General features: G+C 72.3%; 20 protein-coding genes and 1 tRNA gene. 11 read left to right on the top strand and 10 right to left on the bottom strand.

All coding sequences use genetic code 11. The annotated features are described in order from the left end of the window. Positions 1-108 precede the first annotated feature (108 nt). From C6376_RS21050 to C6376_RS21025, 6 genes are all read left to right on the top strand, one after another. Entirely contained in the window at positions 109-873 is a 765-nt protein-coding gene (locus C6376_RS21050; RefSeq protein WP_107444858.1) for an IclR family transcriptional regulator, read from the top strand. Positions 874-1,248: 375 nt separating this feature from the next. Then, on the top strand, positions 1,249-2,043 hold the full coding sequence (locus tag C6376_RS21045) for an MIP/aquaporin family protein (protein ID WP_107444857.1): 795 nt from the start codon (positions 1,249-1,251) through the stop codon (positions 2,041-2,043). Positions 2,044-2,118: 75 nt separating this feature from the next. Continuing rightward, positions 2,119-3,657, top strand: a complete 1,539-nt coding sequence (gene glpK / locus C6376_RS21040; protein WP_057579641.1) for a glycerol kinase GlpK — start codon at positions 2,119-2,121, stop codon at positions 3,655-3,657. Between the two features lie 9 nt (positions 3,658-3,666). Then, positions 3,667-5,283 carry a glycerol-3-phosphate dehydrogenase/oxidase gene (locus tag C6376_RS21035; protein WP_107444856.1) on the top strand — a complete coding sequence of 539 codons (1,617 nt, stop codon included), beginning with the start codon at positions 3,667-3,669 and terminating at the stop codon, positions 5,281-5,283. A gap of 210 nt (positions 5,284-5,493) precedes the next feature. Continuing rightward, positions 5,494-6,165: a FadR/GntR family transcriptional regulator gene (locus C6376_RS21030; protein WP_107444855.1), complete on the top strand. Its 672-nt coding sequence runs from the start codon at positions 5,494-5,496 to the stop codon at positions 6,163-6,165. 299 nt (positions 6,166-6,464) lie between these two features. Further along, the gene (locus C6376_RS21025) at positions 6,465-7,427 is read left to right on the top strand and encodes a PAC2 family protein (protein ID WP_107444854.1); all 963 of its coding nucleotides are present in this window, start codon (positions 6,465-6,467) and stop codon (positions 7,425-7,427) included. Between the two features lie 120 nt (positions 7,428-7,547). Here C6376_RS21025 and mshC read toward each other — a convergent pair whose 3' ends face one another. The 4 genes from mshC to C6376_RS21005 form a co-directional block, all read right to left on the bottom strand. Next, positions 7,548-8,777, bottom strand: a complete 1,230-nt coding sequence (mshC, locus tag C6376_RS21020; protein WP_107444853.1) for a cysteine--1-D-myo-inosityl 2-amino-2-deoxy-alpha-D-glucopyranoside ligase — start codon at positions 8,775-8,777, stop codon at positions 7,548-7,550. Between the two features lie 158 nt (positions 8,778-8,935). Next, positions 8,936-9,736 (bottom strand): SCO1664 family protein, encoded by an 801-nt coding sequence (locus tag C6376_RS21015; protein ID WP_107444852.1) that lies wholly within the window; start codon positions 9,734-9,736, stop codon positions 8,936-8,938. Continuing rightward, the gene (locus tag C6376_RS21010) at positions 9,733-10,323 is read right to left on the bottom strand and encodes a DUF3090 domain-containing protein (protein ID WP_057579653.1); all 591 of its coding nucleotides are present in this window, start codon (positions 10,321-10,323) and stop codon (positions 9,733-9,735) included. The genes C6376_RS21015 and C6376_RS21010 overlap by 4 nt, the downstream gene beginning before the upstream one ends. A gap of 111 nt (positions 10,324-10,434) precedes the next feature. After that, complete coding sequence (locus C6376_RS21005) at positions 10,435-11,121, bottom strand: histidine phosphatase family protein (RefSeq protein WP_107444851.1); 687 nt, start codon at positions 11,119-11,121, stop codon at positions 10,435-10,437. Positions 11,122-11,183: 62 nt separating this feature from the next. Here C6376_RS21005 and corA point away from each other — a divergent pair, with 62 nt between their 5' ends. After that, positions 11,184-12,179 (top strand): magnesium/cobalt transporter CorA, encoded by a 996-nt coding sequence (gene corA, locus C6376_RS21000; protein ID WP_173985696.1) that lies wholly within the window; start codon positions 11,184-11,186, stop codon positions 12,177-12,179. Positions 12,180-12,281: 102 nt separating this feature from the next. On the opposite strand, the gene C6376_RS20995 is transcribed toward corA, so the two are convergent. Both C6376_RS20995 and C6376_RS20990 read right to left on the bottom strand, forming a co-directional pair. After that, a complete protein-coding gene (locus C6376_RS20995) occupies positions 12,282-13,070 on the bottom strand; it encodes a hypothetical protein (RefSeq protein WP_107444849.1) in 789 nt (262 codons plus the stop codon). A 231-nt stretch (positions 13,071-13,301) separates the two neighbouring features. After that, positions 13,302-14,357 carry an LLM class F420-dependent oxidoreductase gene (locus tag C6376_RS20990; protein WP_107444848.1) on the bottom strand — a complete coding sequence of 352 codons (1,056 nt, stop codon included), beginning with the start codon at positions 14,355-14,357 and terminating at the stop codon, positions 13,302-13,304. Positions 14,358-14,541: 184 nt separating this feature from the next. Here C6376_RS20990 and C6376_RS20985 point away from each other — a divergent pair, with 184 nt between their 5' ends. Together C6376_RS20985 and C6376_RS20980 are read left to right on the top strand one after the other, a co-directional pair. Next, positions 14,542-15,528, top strand: coding sequence for an aldo/keto reductase (locus tag C6376_RS20985; RefSeq protein ID WP_107444847.1), 987 nt, complete (start codon positions 14,542-14,544; stop codon positions 15,526-15,528). Then, positions 15,525-17,906 carry a helix-hairpin-helix domain-containing protein gene (locus C6376_RS20980; RefSeq protein ID WP_107444846.1) on the top strand — a complete coding sequence of 794 codons (2,382 nt, stop codon included), beginning with the start codon at positions 15,525-15,527 and terminating at the stop codon, positions 17,904-17,906. Before C6376_RS20985 ends, C6376_RS20980 begins: the two co-directional genes overlap by 4 nt. A 79-nt stretch (positions 17,907-17,985) precedes the next feature. Here C6376_RS20980 and C6376_RS20975 read toward each other — a convergent pair whose 3' ends face one another. Next, positions 17,986-18,660 (bottom strand): hypothetical protein, encoded by a 675-nt coding sequence (locus tag C6376_RS20975; protein WP_107444845.1) that lies wholly within the window; start codon positions 18,658-18,660, stop codon positions 17,986-17,988. A gap of 47 nt (positions 18,661-18,707) precedes the next feature. Here C6376_RS20975 and C6376_RS20970 point away from each other — a divergent pair, with 47 nt between their 5' ends. Next, complete coding sequence (locus tag C6376_RS20970) at positions 18,708-18,896, top strand: DUF5703 family protein (protein ID WP_014671721.1); 189 nt, start codon at positions 18,708-18,710, stop codon at positions 18,894-18,896. Positions 18,897-18,964: 68 nt separating this feature from the next. Here the strand turns inward: C6376_RS20970 and C6376_RS20965 are convergent, their stop codons facing one another. From C6376_RS20965 to C6376_RS20955, 3 genes are all read right to left on the bottom strand, one after another. Continuing rightward, positions 18,965-19,795, bottom strand: a complete 831-nt coding sequence (locus tag C6376_RS20965; RefSeq protein ID WP_107444844.1) for a chaplin — start codon at positions 19,793-19,795, stop codon at positions 18,965-18,967. Between the two features lie 191 nt (positions 19,796-19,986). Continuing rightward, entirely contained in the window at positions 19,987-20,220 is a 234-nt protein-coding gene (chpH, locus tag C6376_RS20960; protein WP_107444843.1) for a chaplin ChpH, read from the bottom strand. 165 nt (positions 20,221-20,385) lie between these two features. Further along, entirely contained in the window at positions 20,386-21,714 is a 1,329-nt protein-coding gene (locus tag C6376_RS20955) for a M20/M25/M40 family metallo-hydrolase (protein WP_107444842.1), read from the bottom strand. Positions 21,715-21,918: 204 nt separating this feature from the next. Between C6376_RS20955 and C6376_RS20950 the strand changes: the two genes are divergently transcribed. Continuing rightward, positions 21,919-22,003, top strand: a tRNA-Leu gene (locus tag C6376_RS20950). Positions 22,004-22,247: the final 244 nt, after the last annotated feature.

The following is a 22,247-nucleotide window of genomic DNA, read 5'->3' as shown; positions in this document are numbered from 1 at the left end:
CCGACCATTGGCGGGAGGTCGGCATGGACCGGTAGTGTTCGACATTGCCGAACGGTGGCAGTGGATGCCGCCTACAGGCGGTCCGATGGGGACGGAGGCGGGAGGGCGATGGCGCGGAACATCCAGTCGGTCGAACGAGCGGCCGCGATGCTGCGGCTGCTCGCGGGCGGCGAGCGGCGACTGGGCCTGTCGGACATCGCCTCGTCCACGGGCCTGGCCAAGGGCACCGCCCACGGCATCCTGCGCACCCTCCAGCAGGAGGGCTTCGTCGAGCAGGACGACGCCTCCGGGCGCTACCAGCTGGGCGCGGAACTGCTGCGCCTGGGCACCACCTACCTGGACGTGCACGAGCTGCGCGCGCGGGCCCTGGTCTGGACGGACGACCTGGCCCGCTCCAGCGGCGAGAGCGTGCACCTGGGGGTGCTGCACCAGCAGGGTGTGCTGATCGTGCACCACGTCTTCCGGCCGGACGACAGCCGGCAGGTGCTGGAGATCGGAGCCATGCAGCCGCTGCACTCCACGGCCCTGGGCAAGGTGCTGTCGGCCTACGACCCGGTCGCGCACAGCGAGGCCCTGGAGGCCGAGCGCAAGCCCTACACGGACCGCACGGTGTGTGACGCGGAGGCTTTCGAGCACATCCTCGACATGACCCGCGCGCGCGGGTACGCGGCGGACGTCGAGGAGACCTGGGAGGGCGTCGCCTCCATCGCCGCGCCCATCCACGACCGGCGGCGCATGCCCGTCGGCGCGGTCGGCGTCACCGGCGCCGTGGAGCGGCTGGCCCGGGACGGCGAGCTGCGCCCGGAGCTGATCGCCGCGGTGCGCGACTGCGCCCGCGCGGTCTCCCGGGACCTGGGCGGCGGGCGTTTCTGAGCCCCGGGGCGGCCGCCGCCCCTGAGAAGTGCGCAAGACCCGGCCGGGACGTCCCACGACGTTCCGGTCTCTGTCATGCCCTGCAAAAAGACGTTCAAAGTGGGCATCGGGGGCGAGTATGTGCGCACCCACGCGAAGATCGGTAACTCACATCGATCAATAACGATCGCGTTTTCAATAACGGCACCCTTGACGCACACGTAACCGCCGGGCAAGACTCCCGTCCATCGGTCGACATTGTCGAACACCTAACGGCAATACGCGCTAGAGTGTGACAACGCCAAAGGCCGGCATCGCTCTCATCCCCGAGGGCGCTCGAACCCCCGGCGGGACCCGGGGTTCGGCTTCCCTGGACGAAGGACAAAGGAGTCGCGGGTGTCCAGCTCCGACATCTTCATCGGCGAGACCATCGGTACCGCCATACTCATCCTGCTCGGCGGCGGCGTCTGCGCCGCCGTGACGCTGAAGGCCTCCAAGGCCCGCAACGCCGGCTGGCTCGCCATCACCTTCGGGTGGGGTTTCGCCGTTCTGACGGCTGTCTACACCTCGGCGCCCCTCTCCGGCGCCCACCTCAACCCGGCGGTCACCCTCGCTCTCGCGATCAAGGACGACGACTGGAGCAACGTTCCGGTCTACTGGGCCGGGCAGCTGCTCGGCGCCGCCATCGGCGCCACCCTGGTCTGGGTCGCCTACTACGGCCAGTTCCACGCGCACCTCACCGACAGGGAGATCGTCGGCGGACCGGGCGCGCAGTCGACCAAGGTCAAGGCCGTCGAGGCGCAGGAGCAGGGCGCGGGCCCGGTCCTGGGCGTCTTCTCCACCGGCCCGGAGGTCCGGGTCGTCTGGCAGAACCTGGCCACGGAGATCATCGGCACCGTCGTGCTGGTCCTCGCCGTCCTCACCCAGGGCCTCAACGACAAGGGCAACGGCCTCGGCAACCTCGGCGCGCTGATCACCGCGCTCGTCGTGGTGTCGATCGGCCTCTCCCTCGGCGGCCCGACCGGCTACGCGATCAACCCGGCCCGCGACCTCGGTCCGCGCATCGTGCACGCCCTCCTGCCCCTGCCCAACAAGGGCGGCTCCGACTGGAGCTACGCCTGGATCCCGGTGGTCGGTCCGCTGATCGGCGGCGCGATCGCCGCAGGCCTCTACAACGTCGCCTTTGCTTAAGAGCACCAGCTGCACCGCGTACTCGGCAGCGCCGTACAGACAGCCTCTTATCCACGGAAACCCCAGGAGCACTCAGTGACCGACGCGCACACCGCCGGCCCGTTCATCGCCGCCATCGACCAGGGCACCACCTCCTCGCGCTGCATCGTCTTCGACCGGGACGGCCGGATCGTCTCCGTCGACCAGAAGGAGCACGAGCAGATCTTCCCCAAGCCGGGCTGGGTCGAGCACGACGCCAACGAGATCTGGACCAACGTCCAGGAAGTCGTCGCCGGAGCCATCGAGAAGGCCGGCATCACCCGTGACGACATCAAGGCCATCGGCATCACCAACCAGCGTGAGACCACGCTGCTGTGGGACAAGAACACCGGTCAGCCCGTCCACAACGCCATCGTCTGGCAGGACACCCGCACCGACGCCCTCTGCCGCGAGCTCGGCCGCAACGTCGGCCAGGACCGCTTCCGCCGGGAGACCGGCCTGCCGCTGGCCTCCTACTTCGCCGGCCCCAAGGCCCGCTGGCTGCTCGACAACGTCGAGGGCCTGCGCGAGCGCGCCGAGGCGGGCGACATCCTCTTCGGCACCATGGACACCTGGGTCATCTGGAACCTGACCGGCGGCGTCGACGGCGGCAAGCACTACACCGACGTCACCAACGCCTCCCGCACCATGCTGATGAACCTCCACACCCTGGAGTGGGACGACAAGATCGCCGAGTCCATCGGCGTCCCGCTGGCGATGCTGCCCGAGATCCGCTCCTCCGCCGAGGTCTACGGCGAGGTCACCGGCGGCAGGCTCGGCGACCTGCTCGGCGGCATCCCGGTCGCCTCCGCGCTCGGCGACCAGCAGGCGGCCCTGTTCGGCCAGACCTGCTTCGCGGAGGGCGAGGCCAAGTCCACGTACGGCACCGGCACGTTCATGCTGCTGAACACCGGCGAGAAGATCATCAACTCGTACTCCGGCCTGCTGACCACCGTCGGCTACCGCATCGGCGACCAGAAGCCGGTCTACGCCCTCGAGGGCTCGATCGCCGTCACCGGTTCGCTGGTGCAGTGGATGCGCGACCAGATGGGCCTGATCTCCACCGCCGCCGAGATCGAGACGCTCGCGCTCTCCGTCGAGGACAACGGCGGCGCCTACTTCGTGCCGGCCTTCTCGGGCCTGTTCGCCCCGTACTGGCGCTCCGACGCCCGCGGTGTGATCGCCGGCCTCACCCGGTACGTCACCAAGGCGCACCTCGCGCGCGCCGTCCTGGAGGCCACGGCCTGGCAGACCCGCGAGATCACCGACGCCATGACGAAGGACTCCGGCGTCGAGCTGGCGGCCCTCAAGGTCGACGGCGGCATGACCTCCAACAACCTGCTGATGCAGACCCTCTCCGACTTCCTGGACGCCCCCGTGGTGCGCCCGATGGTCGCCGAGACCACCTGCCTCGGCGCCGCGTACGCCGCCGGCCTCGCCGTCGGCTTCTGGACCAACACCGACGACCTGCGCGCCAACTGGCGACGGGCCGCCGAGTGGACCCCCCGCATGGACGCGGAGACCCGCGACCGTGAGTACAAGAGCTGGCTCAAGGCCGTCGAGCGGACCATGGGCTGGCTCGAGGACGAGGAGTAAGAACCCCACATGACCAGTCAGTCCACCCTGCAGTCCGTGCCTGCCCTGGGGACGCGCCCGGCGTCCGGCTCCAACCCGAGCCGCGCCGAGACCCGGGAGCAGCTCTCCAAGGCGTCGTACGACCTCCTCGTCATCGGTGGCGGCATCCTGGGCATCTCCACCGCCTGGCACGCCGCGCAGTCCGGTCTCAGGGTGGCCCTGGTCGACGCCGGCGACTTCGCCGGCGCCACCTCCTCCGCCTCCTCCAAGCTGCTCCACGGCGGTCTGCGCTACCTGCAGACCGGCGCGGTGAAGCTGGTGGCGGAGAACCACTTCGAGCGCCGTGCGGTCTCCCGTCAGGTGGCCCCCCACCTGGCGAACCCGCTCACGTTCTACCTCCCCGTGTACAAGGGCGGGCCGCACGGCGCGGCTAAGCTCGGGGCGGGCGTCTTCGCCTACTCCGCGCTGTCGGCGTTCGGCGACGGCGTCGGTCACCTCCTGTCCCCGGCCAAGGCCGCCCAGGACGTGCCCGAGCTGCGCACCGACAACCTCAAGGCCGTGGCCGTGTACGGCGACGACCAGATGAACGACGCGCGCATGGCGCTGATGACGGTCCGCGCGGCCGTCGAGGCGGGCGCGGTCGTCCTCAACCACGCCGAGGTGTCGGGCCTGCGCTTCACCAAGGGCCGGGTCACCGGCGCGGACCTGCGCGACCGGCTCTCCGGCGACGAGTTCGGCGTCAACGCCCGCCTGGTGCTGAACGCGACCGGTCCGTGGGTCGACCACCTGCGCAGGATGGAGGACCCGAACGCGGCGCCGTCCATCCGCCTGTCGAAGGGCGCACACCTCGTCCTGAAGCGCACCGCCCCCTGGCGGGCCGCGCTCGCCACCCCCATCGACAAGTACCGCATCACCTTCGCCCTCCCGTGGGAGGACATGCTGCTGCTCGGCACCACCGACGAGGAGTTCGAGGGCGACCCGGCGGATGTGTCGGTCACCGAGAAGGACACCGCCCAGATACTCGACGAGGCCGCGTTCTCCATCCGCGACCAGCAGCTCGACCGCGACCTGATCACGTACGCCTTCGCCGGGCTGCGGGTGCTGCCGGGCGGCCCCGGCGACACCGCGAAGGCCAAGCGCGAGACCGTCGTCACCGAGGGACGGGGCGGCATGCTGTCCGTCGCCGGCGGCAAGTGGACCACGTTCCGGCACATCGGCCGCACGGTGATGCAGAAGCTGGAGGCGCTGCCGGGCCACCCGCTGGGCGACGACTTCGAACCGATCTCCTCGCTGCCCAAGAAGCTGCCGCTGCCCGGCGTCGCCAACCCGCGCGCGGTCGCCCACCGGCTGCTGGCCGACAGCCCGGCGCCCGGCCCGCGCATGGCCGCCGACACGGCGAAGCACCTGGCGACCCACTACGGCTCGCTGGCCTTCGACATCGCACGGCTGGCCAACGAGGAACCCGAGCTGGCCGCGCGTGTCCACCCGGACGCCCCGGAGATCTGGGCGCAGGTCGTCTACGCCCGCGACAACGAGTGGGCCGAGACGGCGGACGACGTACTGCGCCGCCGTACCACGCTGACCATCCGCGGTCTCGCCACGGACGACGTCCGCGCCAAGGTGCAGGACCTGCTCGACAAGAAGTGACCGGACGGCACACCGACCCGGCGCCGGCCCGCCGCCCCGACCGGGTCCGGCGTCGGGGAACGGCCCTCTCCGTACCGGGGCCGGAACCGGGAAGGGGCGGCTCCCCGGGGAGCCGCCCCTTTCGCGGAGGTGGAGGCAGTCCCCTGGTCAGGCCTCATAATGGCGACGAGACGTCCGATGTCTCGGCGACGGACGAGAGGGAGACCGGTCATGGCAGTCACCGACGAGGCGATCGAGAAGATCAAGGGCATGATCGTCTCGGGTGCGCTGCGCCCCGGCGACCGGCTGCCCAAGGAGAGCGAGCTGGCGGCCGACCTCGGGCTGTCCCGCAACTCCCTGCGGGAGGCGGTGCGCGCGCTGTCGCTGATCCGGATTCTGGACGTGCGGCAGGGCGACGGCACCTACGTCACCAGCCTCGACCCGCAACTGCTGCTGGAGGCGCTGAGTTTCGTCGTCGACTTCCACCGCGACGACACGGTCCTGGAGTTCCTGGCGGTGCGCCGGATACTGGAGCCGGCCGCCACCGCGATGGCGGCCCTGCGCATCAGCGAGCAGCAGCTGGACGCACTGGACGCCCAGTTGGACAGACTCGGCACGGAGCCCTCGGTGGAGGAACTCGTCGCGGGCGACCTGGAGTTCCACCGGGGCATCGTGCAGAGCGCCGGCAACTCGGTGCTGTGTTCGCTGCTCGACGGGCTGTCCGGACCCACCACCCGGGCCCGGATCTGGCGGGGGCTGACCCAGGAGGACGCCGTCGCCGGCACCCTGCGGGAACACCGGGCGATCCTCGCGGCCCTGCGCGACCGGGACGCGGAGGCGGCCAGATCGTGGGCGACGGTCCACATCGCGAGTGTGGAGCAGTGGCTGCGGTCCACTCTGTGAGTCCGGCCGGGGGCGCCCCGAGGGCCGTCGGACGCTCGGCTTCCGGCCGACGCCGGCCTGTCGGGGCCCGGCCCGCCGATCCTCCTCGTCCCCCTCGTCCCCCGGCCTGCCCCGGGCCGCTCGCGCCGACGCGATCGCCCGGTGCGGGTTCCGGGTGTTCAGGGGTGTTCAGGGGTGTTCAGGGGTGGCGAACGGGGCAGTGATCCGTTCACTCCCCCGTGCAAGGGGGCTGCGGGCGCCTGCGCGGAACGCCGTAAGGTTGGGTGGTCAAGCGAGGGCACGTCGGAAGGAGGCGCTGGGTGATCGAGCTCGAGGGGGTTCCCGAGCTGATCGACCCGGTCATGGTGGCCGCGTTCGAGGGCTGGAACGACGCCGGCGACGCCGCCTCCACCGCGGTCGCGCATCTGGAGCGGGAGTGGAAGGGCGAGGTGTTCGCGGCGCTGGACGCCGAGGACTACTACGACTTCCAGGTGAACCGTCCCACGGTGTGGCTGGACGGGGGCGTGCGCAAGATCACCTGGCCGACGACGCGACTGTCCGTGGTGCGGGTCGGCGGCGACAAGCCGCGTGACCTGGTGCTGGTACGGGGCATCGAGCCGTCGATGCGCTGGCGCTCGTTCTGCAACGAACTGCTCGGCTTCGCGCACGAGTTGGGCGTGGAGCTGGTGGTCATCCTGGGCGCCCTGCTCGGCGACACCCCGCACACGCGTCCGGTGCCGATCAGCGGGACGACGTCCGACGCGGACCTGGCGCGGCGGATGGACCTGGAGGAGACGAAGTACGAGGGCCCCACGGGCATCGTCGGCGTCCTCCAGGAGGCGTGCACGCACGCGGGAGTACCCGCGGTGAGCCTCTGGGCGGCCGTGCCGCACTACGTCTCGCAGCCGCCGAACCCGAAGGCGACGCTGGCCCTCCTCAACCGCCTGGAGGACCTGATCGACGTCCGCATCCCGCTGGGCGAGCTGCCCGAGGACGCGCGTGCCTGGCAGGTGGGCGTGGACCAGCTGGCCGCCGAGGACACCGAGGTCGCCGAGTACGTCCAGACGCTGGAGGAGGCCCGGGACACGGCCGAGCTGCCGGAGGCGTCGGGCGAGGCGATCGCCCGCGAGTTCGAGCGCTATCTGCGGCGGCGGGACGGCGGCGGCCCGCCCGGCCCCGGGGAGCGGACCCGTCCCCCGCGGCCCCCGAAGCCGAGCGAGGAGGCCGCCGGCGACAAGCCGAGCGAGGAGGCCGCCGAGGACGGCGATTCGTCGGAGGACTGAAAAGCGGCGGAAACAGCGGAAAACAGTCGGCCGGCCATGCCGGCGGACAGGACGGGGGCGGTGCGCCGGTGCGCACCGCCCCCGTCGCCGCTCCCGTGGGTGACGGCGCCGTCCGTACGGTTACAGCGCCACGCCCAGCAGGGCGTCCACCGCACGGGACACGACTCCGGGTGCGCCGATGTCGGTGCCGCCCCGCTCCTGCTGGAGCGCGGCCCAGCGGTCGACGGCGGCCAGCGCGGCGGGGGCGTCGAGGTCGTCGGCGAGGGCTGCCCGGACCTCGTCGACGAGAGCCTCGGCGGGCGGCCCGTCGGGCCGGGAGACCGCGGCGCGCCAGCGGCCGAGCCGGGCCTCGGCGTCCGCCAGGACCTGGTCGGTCCACTCCCAGTCGGCACGGTAGTGGTGGGCGAGAAGGGTGAGCCGGATCGCCGCGGGGTCGACGCCGTCCTGCCGCAGCCGGGAGACGAAGACGAGGTTGCCGCGGGACTTCGACATCTTCTCGCCGTCGAGGGCGACCATGCCGGCGTGGACGTACGCCTTGGCCATCGGGAACTCGCCGGTCAGCGCCTGGGCGTGGGAGGCGCCCATCTCGTGGTGCGGGAAGGCGAGGTCCGAGCCGCCGCCCTGCACGTCGAAGCCCATCCCGAGGTGGTCCAGCGCGATGGCCACGCACTCGATGTGCCAGCCGGGGCGGCCCCGGCCGAGCGAGCCGCCGTCCCAGCTGGGCTCGCCCTCGCGGGCGGCCATCCACAGCATCGGGTCGAGCGGGTTCTTCTTGCCCGGGCGGTCCGGGTCGCCGCCGCGCTCGGCGGACAGCAGCCGCATGGCCGCCGCGTCCAGGTTCGAGACCCGGCCGAAGTGCGGGTCGGACTCGACGGAGAAGTAGACGTCGCCCTCGAGTTCGTAGGCGGCGCCCGCGTCCCGCAGGCGCTCGACGAGCGGGACGATCCCGGGTATCGCCTCGACGGCGCCTATGTAGTCCCGCGGCGGGAGCATCCGCAGGGCGGTCATGTCCTCGCGGAAGAGGGCCGTCTCCTTCTCGGCCAGGGCGACCCAGTCGACGCCGTCGCGCTCGGCTCGCTCCAGCAGCGGATCGTCGACGTCGGTCACGTTCTGGACGTAGTGGACCTGCCGCTTGGTGTCGAGCCACACGCGCTGAACGAGGTCGAACGCGTTGTAGGTCGCCGCGTGACCGATGTGGGTCGCGTCGTACGGCGTGATGCCGCAGACGTAGATACGGGCGACGGGACCGGGGTCGAGGGAGACCAGACCGCCGGTCGCGGTGTCGTGGATCCTCAGGTCGCGGCCCTGACCAGGCAGGGCGGGGACCTCGGAAGCGGGCCAGGCATGCATGTCATGAGCCTAACCGGACGGAAGTTGCGGGTACGAACCGGAGCGGGCCGGATGGCCGGGAAGGCGTTCTTGTGCGATCCCGGCCGACGTGCCCGCGAGAGCGCTCCGGGAGGACGCCCCCGAGGGCCGGGGACGGCTGCACGGGAGGCCGGGGACGGCTACACGGGAGGCCAGGGGATCGCCGGCCACTCACCGGACGGCTCCGGGTGGGTGCCCGACTCCAGCAGCGCCTCGGTACGCGCGCGCGTGGCGTCGATTTCGGCGGGGGTGATCAGCGCGGTCAGGGCGGCCGTCAGCCGCCCGCCCGGTTCCAGGGCGCCCTTGAGGCTCTTGAGCACCTCCACGGCCTCGCCGGTCAGCGGCTCCCCCGCCCAGCCCCACAGCAGGGTGCGCAGCTTGTTCTCGGCGTTGAAGGCGACGCCGTGGTCGATGCCGTAGAGCCGGCCGTCCGCGGTGGGCAGCAGATGGCCGCCCTTGCGGTCGGCGTTGTTGATCACCGCGTCGAGGACGGCCAGCCGCCTGAGCCGCTCGTCGTCGGCGTGCACCAGGAGCGCGGTGCGCCCCTCGCCGACCTCGGCGAACCCGACGGCCTTCCAGCCGGGCCCGGGTTCCTCCGCCTCGACGAGGGCGAGCAGCTCGGCCTCGGGGGCCGTCTCGATCCACAGCTGGCACATGCCCTCGCCGTACGGTCCCTCCCGCAGGACGGTCGGCGGCACGAGGCCCCAGCCGGTGGCCTCGGAGACCTCGTAGGCGGCCGCCTCGCGCCCGGCGAGGGTGCCGTCGGGGAAGTCCCACAGCGGCCGCTCGCCGGCGACGGGCTTGTAGACACAGGCGGCCTCCCGGCCCTCGTGGGCGATCGTGCAGTACAGCGCCGCGTTCGAGGCCTCACGGATGCGTCCGCGGACGGTGAGCTCACCATGCGCGAGGAGTGCGGCGGTGGCGGGGTCGGTGGTCGTCACGCCCCCCGGCGGTATCCGTTCTGGCGCGGACATACATGTCCTTCCGGGTCGAGCGGCAGACTGCACAGCGGGCACGGCGGGCGGCCGGCGTTGACGACGTCGAGGGCGCGTTTGGCGAAGGCCCTGGCCTGGGAGCCGCTGAGCCGGACGCGCAGCATCGGCGGCCCGTTCTCCTCGTCCTGCAGGAGTTTCTCCTCGGCCTCCGCGAGGTCCTCCTCGGAGTCCGCCTCGAGTTCCACGAGAGCCTGCGCCTCGACGATCATGCGCTGCTCCTCGCCGTCCCAGGCGAGGGCCATCGTGCCGACCCGGAACTCCTCCTCGATCGGGGTGTCGAGGGGCGCCGTGTCGGTGTTCTCGGCGGGCGACACGGCGGGTACCGCGGCGCTGCCGCCGCTGCGCCGGACGACCTCGTCGAGCAGTTCGTCCATCCGCTCGGCGAGTGCGGCGACCTGGGTCTTCTCCAGCGCCACGCTGGTCACCCGGGTACCGGCGGTGGCCTGGAGGAAGAAAGTACGGCGCCCGGGCAGTCCGACCGTACCGGCCACGAAGCGGTCCGGGGGGTCGTAGAGGAACACCTGACGGGACACGTCCTGATCTCCATGGGAATCGAGGGTCGTCGTGGATCGGGGGACGGATGAGGCTCGTCCGTGCGGGTAGGCGCGCCTACGCGAACCGCTTCACCCTACTGCGGCCGACGATCACGGTGCGCCCGCACCGCCCCCGACCGTGGCGTCCCCGGTCGGCGGCTCCTCGCGGGGGGCGAGGGAGGCGAGGTCGCCGGTGTCGCCGAGGCGTACGAGGAAGGGGCGCAGCCGGGTGTAACGGATCGCGGTGACGGAACACGGTTCGACGGAGATCCGCTGGAAGAGGTCGAGATGAAGTCCGAGGGCGTCCGCCACGAGCGACTTGATGATGTCGCCGTGCGAGCACATCAGGTAGACGGCGTCGGCGCCGTGGTCGCGTTCCACGCGCGCGTTCCACTCGCGGACCGCCTCCGCGGCGCGGGTCTGCATGGCCCGCAGGGACTCCCCGCCGGGGAAGGCGGCGGCAGAGGGGTGCGTCTGCACGACCTCCATCAGCGGCTCGTCCATCAGCTCGGCGAGCTTGCGGCCGGACCAGTCGCCGTAGTGGCACTCCCCGATCCGCTCGTCGGTGTGCGCGCGCAGGCCGGGGCGGGCGTCGAGGAGGGGCCGGATCGTCTCCTGGCAGCGCTGCAGGGGACTCGCGACGACCTCCGCGAGGGGCAGCGCCTCGAGCCTCGCGGGCAGCGCGGCGGCCTGTGCGGTGCCGCGCTCGTCGAGGGAGACTCCCGGTGTCCAGCCGGCGAGCACGGCGGAGGTGTTGGCGGTGGACCGGCCGTGCCGGACGAGGATCAACGTGGGCATGCGGCCCAGGGTAGGCGCACGCGCGCGTGTGCCGGTGAGGGTGCGAGGGGAGAATCCGACGCGTGATCGTCGACTGTGCCATCTACCGTGACGGGCGCCGAGCAGAGGGCCCGCAGGACTTCTCGGACGCCGTGGACGAGGCGCGTTCCGCGGGCGGGTTCGTGTGGATCGGGCTGCACGAGCCGACCGAGAAGGAGTTCGACCACGTCACCCAGGAGTTCGGGCTGCACCCGCTGGCCGTCGAGGACGCGTTGAAGGCCCATCAGCGGCCCAAGCTGGAGGTCTACGACGACTCGCTGTTCCTGGTGTTCAAGCCGGTCGTCTACGAGCCCGAGAGCGACACCGTCTCCTCCGGCGAGGTGATGGTGTTCCTCGGCGACTCGTTCCTGGTGACCGTCCGGCACGGCGACGGCGCCCCGCTGGCCGCCGTGCGCCGCCGGCTGGAGGACGAGCCGGAACTGCTCGCCAAGGGGCCGACGTCGGTGGTGTACGCGATCGCCGACGCCACCGTGGACCACTACCTGGACGTGGCGACCGAACTGCAGACCGACCTGGAGGAGCTGGAGACGGAGGTGTTCTCGCCCGACGGGGGCGGTTCACGCAACACCGCGTCGCGGATCTACACCTTCAAACGGCAGATCCTGGAGTTCCGCCGGGCGACCGGCCCCCTGGGGCCGCCGCTGAGCAGGCTGGCCGGCACCGGCGCGTACGGTTCGGGCGTGCCGTTCGTGAACGACAGGGCGCGGCCCTTCTTCCGGGACGTGCACGACCACCTCACGCGCGTGAACGAGTCCGTGGAGGGCCTGGACCGGCTGGTGACGGACATCCTGTCGGCGCATCTGGCGCAGATGAGCGTGCGGCAGAACGACGACATGCGGAAGATCTCGGCGTGGGCCGCGATGGCCGCCGTCCCCACGATGATCGCCGGGATCTACGGCATGAACTTCGAGCACATGCCGGAACTGCGCTGGGTGTGGTCGTATCCGGCGGTCGTCGCGGTGATGGGCGTGCTCGAGGTGCTGCTGTACCGGCTGTTCAAACGGCGCGGCTGGCTGTAGGCGCGGCCGTCCGGCCTGCCCGCGGCCGGCTCAGGGCCGGCGGCCGCTCCGAGGCGCGCGGCCGGCTCAGGGCCGGCGGCCGGTCCGAGGCGCGCGGCCGGCTCAGGCGAACTCTGCGGCGGTGGTCGCCGGGCCGCCGAGCGCGTCACGGCGCTCGGGCATCTCCAGGGACACCATGCGCCGCCAGCCGGCGACCCGCTCCCACGCGTACACCGCGTGGATGCCGGCCGCGAGGACGGCCGACTTCGCCCTCGGCCAGCCCAGGAGCCGGCCCATGTGGTCCATGACCGCGAGGCTGACGTCCCGGTAGACGCGGATCTCGGCGAGCGCGCAGGCCCGCAGGGTGCGCTGGATGACCCGGCCGTGGCCCGCGCGGGCGAAGCGGAGCAGTTCCTCGTGGCAGTAGGCGAGGTGGTTGTCCTCGTCGTTCGAGATCATCTTCACGGCGCGGCCGATGTCGGGGTGGTCGGCGAAGTGCCTGCGCAGCAGTTCCATCTGCTCGGAGGCGCGCTGTTCGGTGACCCGGCTGTGGGCGAGGTAGGTGACGATGTCGGGCACGCTCAGCGGCTTGTCGGCGGTGAGGCGGTCGTGGGCGAGACCGATGCCGCCCCGCTCCAGGAGCATCGTGTAGTCGGTCTCCGGCGGTACGGGGACGGGAGCCAGGCCGCGCTTGCTCATCAGTGCGCCGAAGATCCGCCCGTGCTTGTCCTCGTCGGCGCCGTGGCGGGCGATCCTGGGGGCGAGGTCGCGTTCGCTCCGCGGAACGAGCGCCGCGATCCGGGCGTTCTCCCAGCCGCCCTGCGACTCGCCCCCGGCGGCGATGGAACAGAACAGCGCGAAGGACTCGTCGTTGTCGATGATCTCCTGGAACAGACTCTTGGCCGAAAGCACTCGTCGATCACCTCTCCGCATGACACGCGATTCCGTGGCATTCCGTGAGGAACGAGTCAAGTGCGGTGGCGACGACGGTGCAACAGCTGTGCCGGACGGCTCCGCCGAACGGGGGATCCCGGAAGTCCGGCGCGGGAGCGTAACCGCGCGGCGTGCGGCGCGTTGTTCCCCGTGACGGCCGTGGCGGGGAAGACCCCCGAGCCCCCACCACGGCCGCAGACCTTCCCCCGGCTATCCCAGACCGGCGAGTTCCAGAGCCTGGGTGCCCGCCCGCAGCGAGGCGAGGCGCTCCTCCAGGGTGAACCCGGCGGGGGCCAGGGTGAGGGTGGTGACGCCGGCCGCCGCATAGGCCTTCATACGGTCGGCGATCCGCTCCACCGAGCCCAGCAGGGTCGTCTGGTCGATCAGCTGGTGCGGGACGGCGGCCGCAGCGCCCTGCTTGTCGCCGGCCAGGTACTTGTCCTGGATCTCGGCCGCAGCCTGTTCGTAGCCCATGCGCTGGGCGAGCTGGTTGTAGAAGTTCTGCTTACGGCTGCCCATGCCGCCGACGTACAGCGCGGTGTAGGGGCGGAAGGTGTCGGCGAGCCGCTCGACGTCCTTGTCCTCGCCGAGCGCGAGCGGCAGCGTCGGACACACGTCGAAGCCGTCGAGGGTCTTGCCGGCCTTCTCGCGGCCGGCCCGCAGGTAAGTGATCGCGGTGTCCTCGATGTGGTCGGCGGACGGGAAGATCAGCAGCGCCCCGTCCGCGATCTCGCCGGTCTGCTCCAGGTTCTTCGGACCGATCGCCGCGATGTACAGCGGGATGTGCTCGCGCTCCGGGTGCACGGTCAGCTTGATCGGCTTGCCCGGCCCGCCGGGCAGCGGCAGCGTCCAGTGCGCTCCCTCGTACGACAGGCGCTCGCGCGTCATGGCCTTGCGGACGATCTCGACGTACTCGCGCGTGCGGGACAGCGGCCTGTCGAACTTGACGCCGTACCAGCCCTCGGAGACCTGCGGGCCGGAGACGCCGAGGCCCAGGCGGAAACGGCCGCCGGAGAGGGAGTCGAGGGTGGCGGCGGTCATCGCGGTCATCGCGGGCTGGCGTGCCGGGATCTGGAAGATGGCCGAGCCGACGTCGATCCGCTCGGTCTGCGCGGCGACCCAGGTGAGCACGGTGGCCGCGTCCGATCCGTAGGCCTCGGCGGCCCAGCAGACGGCGTACCCGAGGCGGTCGGCCTCCTGGGCGACGGCGAGGTTGTCGCCGTCCATTCCGGCACCCCAGTAGCCGAGGTTGATCCCGAGCTGCATGACCGATCCCCTTACTCATCAGTAACGACGCTGTTCCGCAGACCTTAGCGCGGTGCCTGACGGCCCGGGCCTCCCGGAGCGCGCCGCAGGCCGCGGCCTGCGCGGAACCCGGCCGCCCGGCGCGGAGACTCCGGTTGTCCACAGGCAACCCACTGCCCAGTTCTGGCCAGTAATCTCGGCGTCCATGGAGCAGAGGCATCTCGGCCGCACCGGCCTGCGCGTGTCCCGTATCGGGCTCGGCACCCTGACCTGGGGCCGCGACACCGACGAGCACGACGCCGCGGACGTCATGAAGACGTTCTGGGAGGCGGGCGGGACCCTCGTCGACACGGCCGACGTGTACGGGGACGGGGACGCCGAGTACCTGCTCGGGAGGCTCCTGGACGGTCTGGTGCCGCGCCGGGATCTGATCATCTCCACCAAGGCGGGCAGCGTGCCCGACCCGGACCGCCGCTTCGACGGTTCGCGCGGCCACCTCCTCGCCGCCCTCGACGCCTCGCTGGCCCGGCTCGGCACGGACCACGTCGACCTGTGGCAGGTGCACGCCTTCGACCCGGACACCCCGCTGGAGGAGACGCTGCAGGCCCTCGACATCGCCGTCGCCAGCGGTCGTGCCCGCTACGCCGGGGTCTCCAACTACTGCGGCTGGCAGCTCGCCAAGGCAGCCACCTGGCAGCTCTCCGCTCCCGGCACGCGGACGCGGCTCGCGGCGACGCAGATGGAGTACTCGCTGCTGCAGCGCGGCATCGAGCGCGAGGTGCTGCCGGCCGCGCTGGACCTGGGCATCGGTCTGCTGCCCTCCTCCCCGCTGGGCCGCGGCGTGCTGACCGGCAAGTACCGCGGCGACGCCCTGCCACCGGACTCGCGGGGCGCCTCCGACCACTTCGGGCTCTTCGTCGAGCCGTACCTCGACGACACCGCGAGCCGCATCGTGGACGCCGTGTCCACCGCCGCGGACGGGCTGGCGGTGACACCGCTGCAGGTCGCCCTCGCCTGGGTCCGCGACCGTCCCGGGGTGGCCGCCCCGATCGTCGGCGCGCGCAACGCGCAGCAGCTCACGGCGGCTTTGTCAGTGGAGGCGCTTAGTCTTCCTGACGAGATCTGCCGGGCGCTGGACGATGTGTCGGCGCCCGTGCACCGCTATCCCGATCACGACTGGAGCACGCTGTGAGCACGGAGCCGGAGCCCCGGGACACGACGGAGAACACCGGACCGGGGACGCCGCGGAGCACGGGGCGCCCCGCGACACCGGACGATGCCGGGACGGCGCAACCGTCCGCAGCCGCCGACGACGCCTCGGCCGCCGACGAGGCGGCCGGCCAGGAGCCGGAGGACACGGAGCCCGAAGGTGCGGAGCCCGACGGCGCGGAGGCTGCTGCCGACGGGACTGCCCGCGGGACCGTGGACGAAGGGGCGGACGGCGCGGCCACGGCGTCGGGGACCGCGGACATCGGTGACGCGGAAGCGGCCGCGCAGGTCTCCGAGGCCCAGGCCGAGCTGGCGGCGCAGAAGCTCGAACGGGAGCGGATCGAACGGCGGAAGGCCGAGAAGGCCGCGCCCATCACCGCCGGGGCCAAGCTGAGCGGGAAGGCCGCCGACCTGCTGGCGGCCGTGCGCGCCGTGGAAGGCGGCGCGAAACCCCCGGCCACCGTGTTCGACGCCCCGCAAGCCGCCCCGCGCCGTGCCGCCGCGGAGCCGGTGCGCCGCCCGCACCAGGTTCCCGCCGAGGTCACCGGACCGGCGGCGCCGGCACCGGACACCGTCGAGGACGTGCGGCGCGTACTGGCCGACGGCGGTGCGCCCGAGGCGCTCGCCCCACAGACGGCCGCAGCACTCGGCGAAGGCGCCGGGCATCAACTGCGCGAGGACCCGTGGCAGCTCCTGCGCGTGGCCGGTGTGCGCCCCGAGCAGGCCGACGGCTTCGCGCGGGCGCTGCTCGGCCCGGACTGCTCCCCCGACGACGAGCGGCGCGGTCGCGCGGTCACCGTGTGGCTCCTGGAGCAGGCCGCCCTGGCCGGCCACACCGCCCTCGACCTGCCGACGCTCACCACGGCCCTCGGCCGCCAGTCCGTACCGGACGCGGAGACGGCCGTACAGAACACGCTGGACGAGGGCGAGGCCCTCGCCTTCCAGGACTTCCTGGACGAGCCGGGCGCCGGCCGGCCGGCCTCGGCGACGGCTCCGGGGCCGGGGACGCACGCCGACGAGGGCGAGGCGGGCGAGGAGAGCCGGCCGGTCCGAGTCCTGGTCGGACTGGAGCGATACGCGCTCGCGGAGGAGAGCCTCGCCGACGCGCTGGCCCGCGTGGTGAACTCGCCCGCGAAGGACTCCGCCGCGGCGTGGGAGCCGGCGGCGGCCGCCGCGACCGGCGGCACGGCCGAGCTGATCCGCGCCGTCGCCGGAAACGGTCTGGTGCTGCACACCGGCGGGGAGGCCGCCCGCGCCGAACCGGCCGCCCTGCTCACCGCGGCCCGGGCGCTGGGTCTGCGCGCGGTCGCGGCCTGCCACACGCCCGACGGACGGCGTCGCCTCGCGGCCCTCCTCGGCGAGGAGGGCGGCGCGGGGAGAGGCGCCGACAGCGCGGTCGTGACCGTCCGCGGTCTGCTCTCGGGCGCCGAGGGACCCGGCCGGGACGCCGAGGGCGCCTTCGCCCTCGACCTGCTGGTCCTGCTCGACGCGCCGCAACTCGACGTGGAGAGCGCGGCGATGCTGACGGAGTCGCTGCCGGACGGGGCCCGGCTGGTGCTCAGCGGGGATCCGGGGGTGCTCTGGTCCGCGGGCCCGGGGCGGGTCTTCGCCGACCTGCTCGCGGCGCGCGTCAGTCCGCAGATCGCCTCACGGACCCCCGATCCGGGTCCGATCGGCGAGCTCGTCTCGGGCGTCGGCATCGGTGAGCTCAACCAGGTCGACGCGCCCGGCAGGGAAATCGTCGTCGTGCCGGTGCGGGACGCCGAAGACGCCGTGCACCGGACCGTGCAACTGCTGGCCGAGTCGGTGCCGCGGGCCTTCGGGGTCGCGCCCGAGGAGGCCGTCGTGATCACTCCGGGCCACGGCGGCGCGGCCGGCACGCGCGCGCTCAACGCCGCCCTGAAGGAGCGGCTCAATCCGGGCCCCGGCCGCTTCGGCGGCTTCGACCCCGACGACCGGGTCGCCTACTCCCCCGAGCCGGGCCGCACGGTGCCGGGCCGGGTGGTGACGGCCGACGCGGAGGGGCTGCACCTTTCCTGCGCCGAGGGCTCCGTGGTCGTTCCGAGAGAGCGGGTGGAGCGGGCCGTGCGCCACGGGTGGGCGCTGACCGCGCACCAGGCGGTGGGCAGCCGCTGGCCCGCGGCGGTCGTGGTACTGCCCGGAGATGCCGCGCGGGCCCTCTCCCGCCCCTGGGTGTACACGGCCTTCGGCCGGGCGGAGCGCCATCTGTCCGTGGTGCACGGCGTCGAGCAGGCCCTTCCGCAGGCCGTCGCAGAGGTCCCGGCGAAGCCTCGGACCACCCGGCTGCCGGTGCTGCTGCGCACCCAGGTCCCGGCGGCCGCCGAGCAGGCCCCGGTCTGACGCGGACGGCGGCGGTCGCGCAGGGTCTCCCCTGCGCGACCGCCGCCGTCGGTGGTTCACGGAAGCAGCCTGGTGCCGGTCAGCGATCCGTGTCGAGCGTCTCCAGCTCCTCCTCGATCCCGTCCACGAGATCGTCGTCGGCGTCGTCGTCGAGGTCGTCGAAGACCGAGCTGACGTCGAAGCGGCAGATCACGCGCCCCGGGTCGGGCTGGTCGAACGGCGTCTCCAGCCACTCCCCCGGGTCGGCCGGGTCCTCGGCGGCCAGCACCCACAGCGTCGAGTCGGCCTCCTCGAGACCGAACTCCTTGTGCCGGGAGGCGATCTCGTCCGGTTCGAACTCGCCGAACAGGATGCCCAGCGCCCCGTGCACGGTGGCCGAGACCTCGGCGCCCGTTCCCTCGTCCTCCGCCGCCTCCACCCGCTGCGCCTGCGCCATCAACCGCTGCGGCTCCGCGACGGCGTAGTCGCGTCGGATCAGCACGCTCAGGGCGTTGGGCTCCTCGGGACCCTCGTACGGCGGCAGGGAGTCCTCCGCACCGGGGATCTCGAAGGGCGTGACCTCGTCGTAACGGTCGTAGAGCAGTTCGTCGTAGACCTCGGCGGCCGCGGCCAGCTCGTTGAACGCCTCGTAGACGGCCGGGTCGTCCTCTCCCGTCCTGCGTTCGACCGCGGCCAGGTGGCGGTCGAGCGCGGTCTTGACCGCCTCGGCGGCGGCGCGTACCTCGGCAGCGGTGGGCTGCGCAGCATCAGACATAGTGCAGACGCTATCCGTACCGGGCCCCAGCCCGCACAATAGATGCGATGCCGGAATACGAATTTGTCGACGTGTACGTACCGCGCGGGGTCTCCCGCAAGGAGGCGACACGACTGCTGACCGACCATGCCGAGTACGGACACTGGGAGTTGGACCGCCTGAGCCTGCTGCGCGACGGCAGTCGCAGGGTGCGGTTGCGCCGGCGGATCATTCGTCAGGTGCGCGCCACGTGGTGAGGTGAGACGACGAAACGGAGCGGGCCCCGCCTGGGCGGGGCCCGCTCCGTCGTGAGGGCCGGGACGTCTCACGCCGAGGGGCGCGCCTTGCGGTAGAGCAACGCGCCCGCGAGCAGTGCGCCCGCGCCGGCCGGCACCGCGAGGCCGATCGGCAGCTCGCTTCCGGTGTGCGCGAGCTGCGGCGCGTGGGCTGCGGGGCCGTGCACGGAGGAGTCGCCGACCGGCGTCGCGTGACCCGGGGTGGACGGCGCCTCGGGTGCGGACGGGGTGGACTCGCCGGGCTTGCCGGGGGTGTGGTGTCCGGGCCTGCCCGGCGTCTCGTGGCCGCGGGACGGGGGCCGCCGCGGGCCGCTGCCGTTGGCGCAGTCGTTGCCCATCGACGGGTTGAGGATGCCGACGGCGTCCACGCTGTTGCCGCACACGTTCACCGGCACGTCGACGGGCGCCTGGACGTGGTTGCCCGAACCGACGCCCGGCGACCCGCCGGTGTGGCCGCCCGCCTGGGCGCCCCCGGAGTCCCCGTGGGCGCCGGAGCCGGCGTGCTGACCGCCGCCGTAACCGCCGCCGTAACCGCCGTCGTGGTGGCCGCCGTGGTGGCCGGCCTGGCTGCCGCCGCGACCCTGGTGGTCGCCGTAGCCGCGGGACATCCCGCCGCCGCCCTTGTTGGCGCACGAGTTGCCGAAGGTCGGGTTGAGCACCCCGATGAGGTCCACGGTGTTGCCGCAGACGTTGACGGGCACGTTGACCGGCGCCTGTACCGAGTTGCCCGACAGGACGCCGGGCGAGTCGGTGGCGGCGCCGTACGCGCCGGAGTCGGCGTGGGCGTAGCCGCCGGCGGCAGCGATCACCCCCGTCGCGGCCGCCACGGTCATGAGGCTTTTGCGGGTGGCCTGTCGCATTGCTGAATCCCTGCTTTCGATCTCGCCTGTTTCCCGAATCGCTCCGAATCGCTCGCATCAGTGCAGCTGTTCGATGTCATCGGGCTCTACTGACTTCTCGGCTTTCCCTTCGGGAAAAGACCGGTCGGCCCCGGAGCACATGGCGTGCGCTCCGGGGCCGACGGCGTGGACGACCCCTCAGCGGGTCGACGTCACTTGTTGACGCAGGTGTTGCCGAAGGCGGGGTTCAGCAGCCCGATCGCCGAGATCGTGTTGCCGCAGACGTTCACCGGGACATGCACGGGAACCTGAACGACGTTGCCGGACAGGACGCCCGGGGAGTGCACCGCGGCACCCTGAGCGCCCGCGTCGGCGACGGCCATGCCCGCGCCCGCGAGAACCAGCCCACCAGTGGCAGCCGCAGCAGCGACGACCTTCTTGATCATTATTCCTCCTTGTAGGCAAAGCGACCCCATGCAGCAGATCGCATCACCAGTAACGAGGCGGAATTAGTGGGGCTACGCGCTTATCGGCGCATTCACTCTTCCCAGTCACTCCCGCACAGGCGGCCGATTCCATCAGCCCGGTGGGATCTCGTTCCGGCCGGACGTTCAGGACGCGTCGATGAAGCGGTCGAGCACCCGCACACCGAAACGCAGGCCGTCCACCGGGACCCGCTCGTCCACACCGTGGAACATGCCGGCGAAGTCGAGCTCCGGGGGCAGCTTGAGCGGGGCGAAGCCGAATCCGCGGATGCCGAGGTCGTCGAAGGACTTGGCGTCGGTGCCGCCGGAGAGCATGTAGGGGACGGCCTTGGCGGTCGGGTCCTCGGCGAGCAGCGAGGACTGCATGGCCTCGACCAGCGCCCCGTCGAAGGACGTCTCCAGGGCCTTGTCGGAGTGCACGTCCTCGCGGCGCACCTTCGGGCCGAGGATCCGGTCGAGGTCGGCGAGGAACTCCTCCTCGTAACCCGGCAGGAACCGGCCGTCGATGTGCGCGGTGGCCTCCCCCGGGATGACGTTGACCTTGTAGCCGGCGCCGAGCTGGGTGGGGTTGGCGGTGTTGCTGAGCGTCGCGCCGATCAGCTTGGCGATGCCGCCGAGCCGGGCCAGCGTCGCCTGCATGTCCTCGGGGTCCAGCGGTGTGCCCAACGCGTCGCCGAGTTCGTCGAGGAAGGCCCGGGTCGTCTTGGTGACCCGCACCGGGAAGGTGTGGCGGCCGAGCCGGGCGACGGCCTCGGACAGCTCGGTGATGGCGTTGTCCCGGTGGATCATCGAGCCGTGTCCGGCGGTGCCGGCCACGGTCAGCTTCATCCAGTGCATGCCCTTCTCGGCCGTCTGGACGAGGTAGAGCCGCCGCTCCTCGCTCACGGTGAACGAGAACCCGCCCACCTCGCTGATCGCCTCGGTGACGCCCTCGAACAGGTCGGGGTGGCGGTCGACCAGGTGCCGGGCGCCGTACGTGCCGCCGGCCTCCTCGTCGGCGAGGAACGCGAGCACGATGTCGCGGGGCGGGCGGCGCCCGGAGCGCAGCCGGTCGCGGACGACCGCCAGCGTCATCGCGTCCATGTCCTTCATGTCGACCGCGCCCCGGCCCCACACGCACCCGTCCGCGACCTCGCCGGAGAAGGGGTGGTGGGTCCAGTCGGCGGCGTTGGCCGGGACGACGTCGAGGTGGCCGTGGATGAGCAGTGCGGGCCTGGAGGGGTCCTCGCCCTCGATCCGGGCCACGGTGGAGGCGCGGCCCGGGTGCGACTCGAAGATCCGGGGCTCGAGGCCCACCTCGGCAAGCTTCTCCGCGACCCATTCGGCCGCCTTGCGCTCGCCGGGACCCGAGTGGTCGCCGTAGTTGCTGGTGTCGATCCGGATCAGGTCGCGGCAGAGGTCCACAACCTCGTCCTCGCCGGTGACACTCCTGGCATGGTCGTCCGTCGCGCTCACGCTGCTTCCTCCCGCTGTCACTGCTGGTGGGTCTCCTCATCCTCCCCCGCCCGCGGGTCCGCGCCCAAGACCGGTCCCGGCCCGTCACGAGCCGTTCACGCGGGCACGGCCGCGGCCGTCCGCCGACCGTGATCGGGGCACCCCGGAAAGCCTGGTAATGTTTACGACGTCGCCGCGAGGGAAACCGCGCACGACAGACACCTTGTCCGGGTGGCGGAATGGCAGACGCGCTAGCTTGAGGTGCTAGTGCCCTTTATCGGGCGTGGGGGTTCAAGTCCCCCCTCGGACACAGCAGCGAAGAGGGTGGTCCCGGCCGATGGCCGGGCCGCCCTCTTCGCGTTCACGCCCTCGTCGGCCCCCGGTCTCCGCCGGTCCGTGCACCTTTTCCCGCCCATGTGGGGCAGATCTCTCCGCCGTGCATGCCGCGCAGGTCAGCGCGTTGCGAACGATCTTCTTCCGTGCCCCGGACAGCCTCCCCAGGTGGCCGGCACAAGCCGACGAGCCTAGCTTCGTACTAAAATTTCCGGCTTGTC

This window comes from Streptomyces sp. P3, assembly GCF_003032475.1.
Classification (GTDB): Bacteria; Actinomycetota; Actinomycetes; order Streptomycetales; family Streptomycetaceae; genus Streptomyces.
The sequence above is the reverse complement of the archived record's forward strand: the minus strand, read 5'-3'. Positions and strand labels throughout refer to the sequence as shown.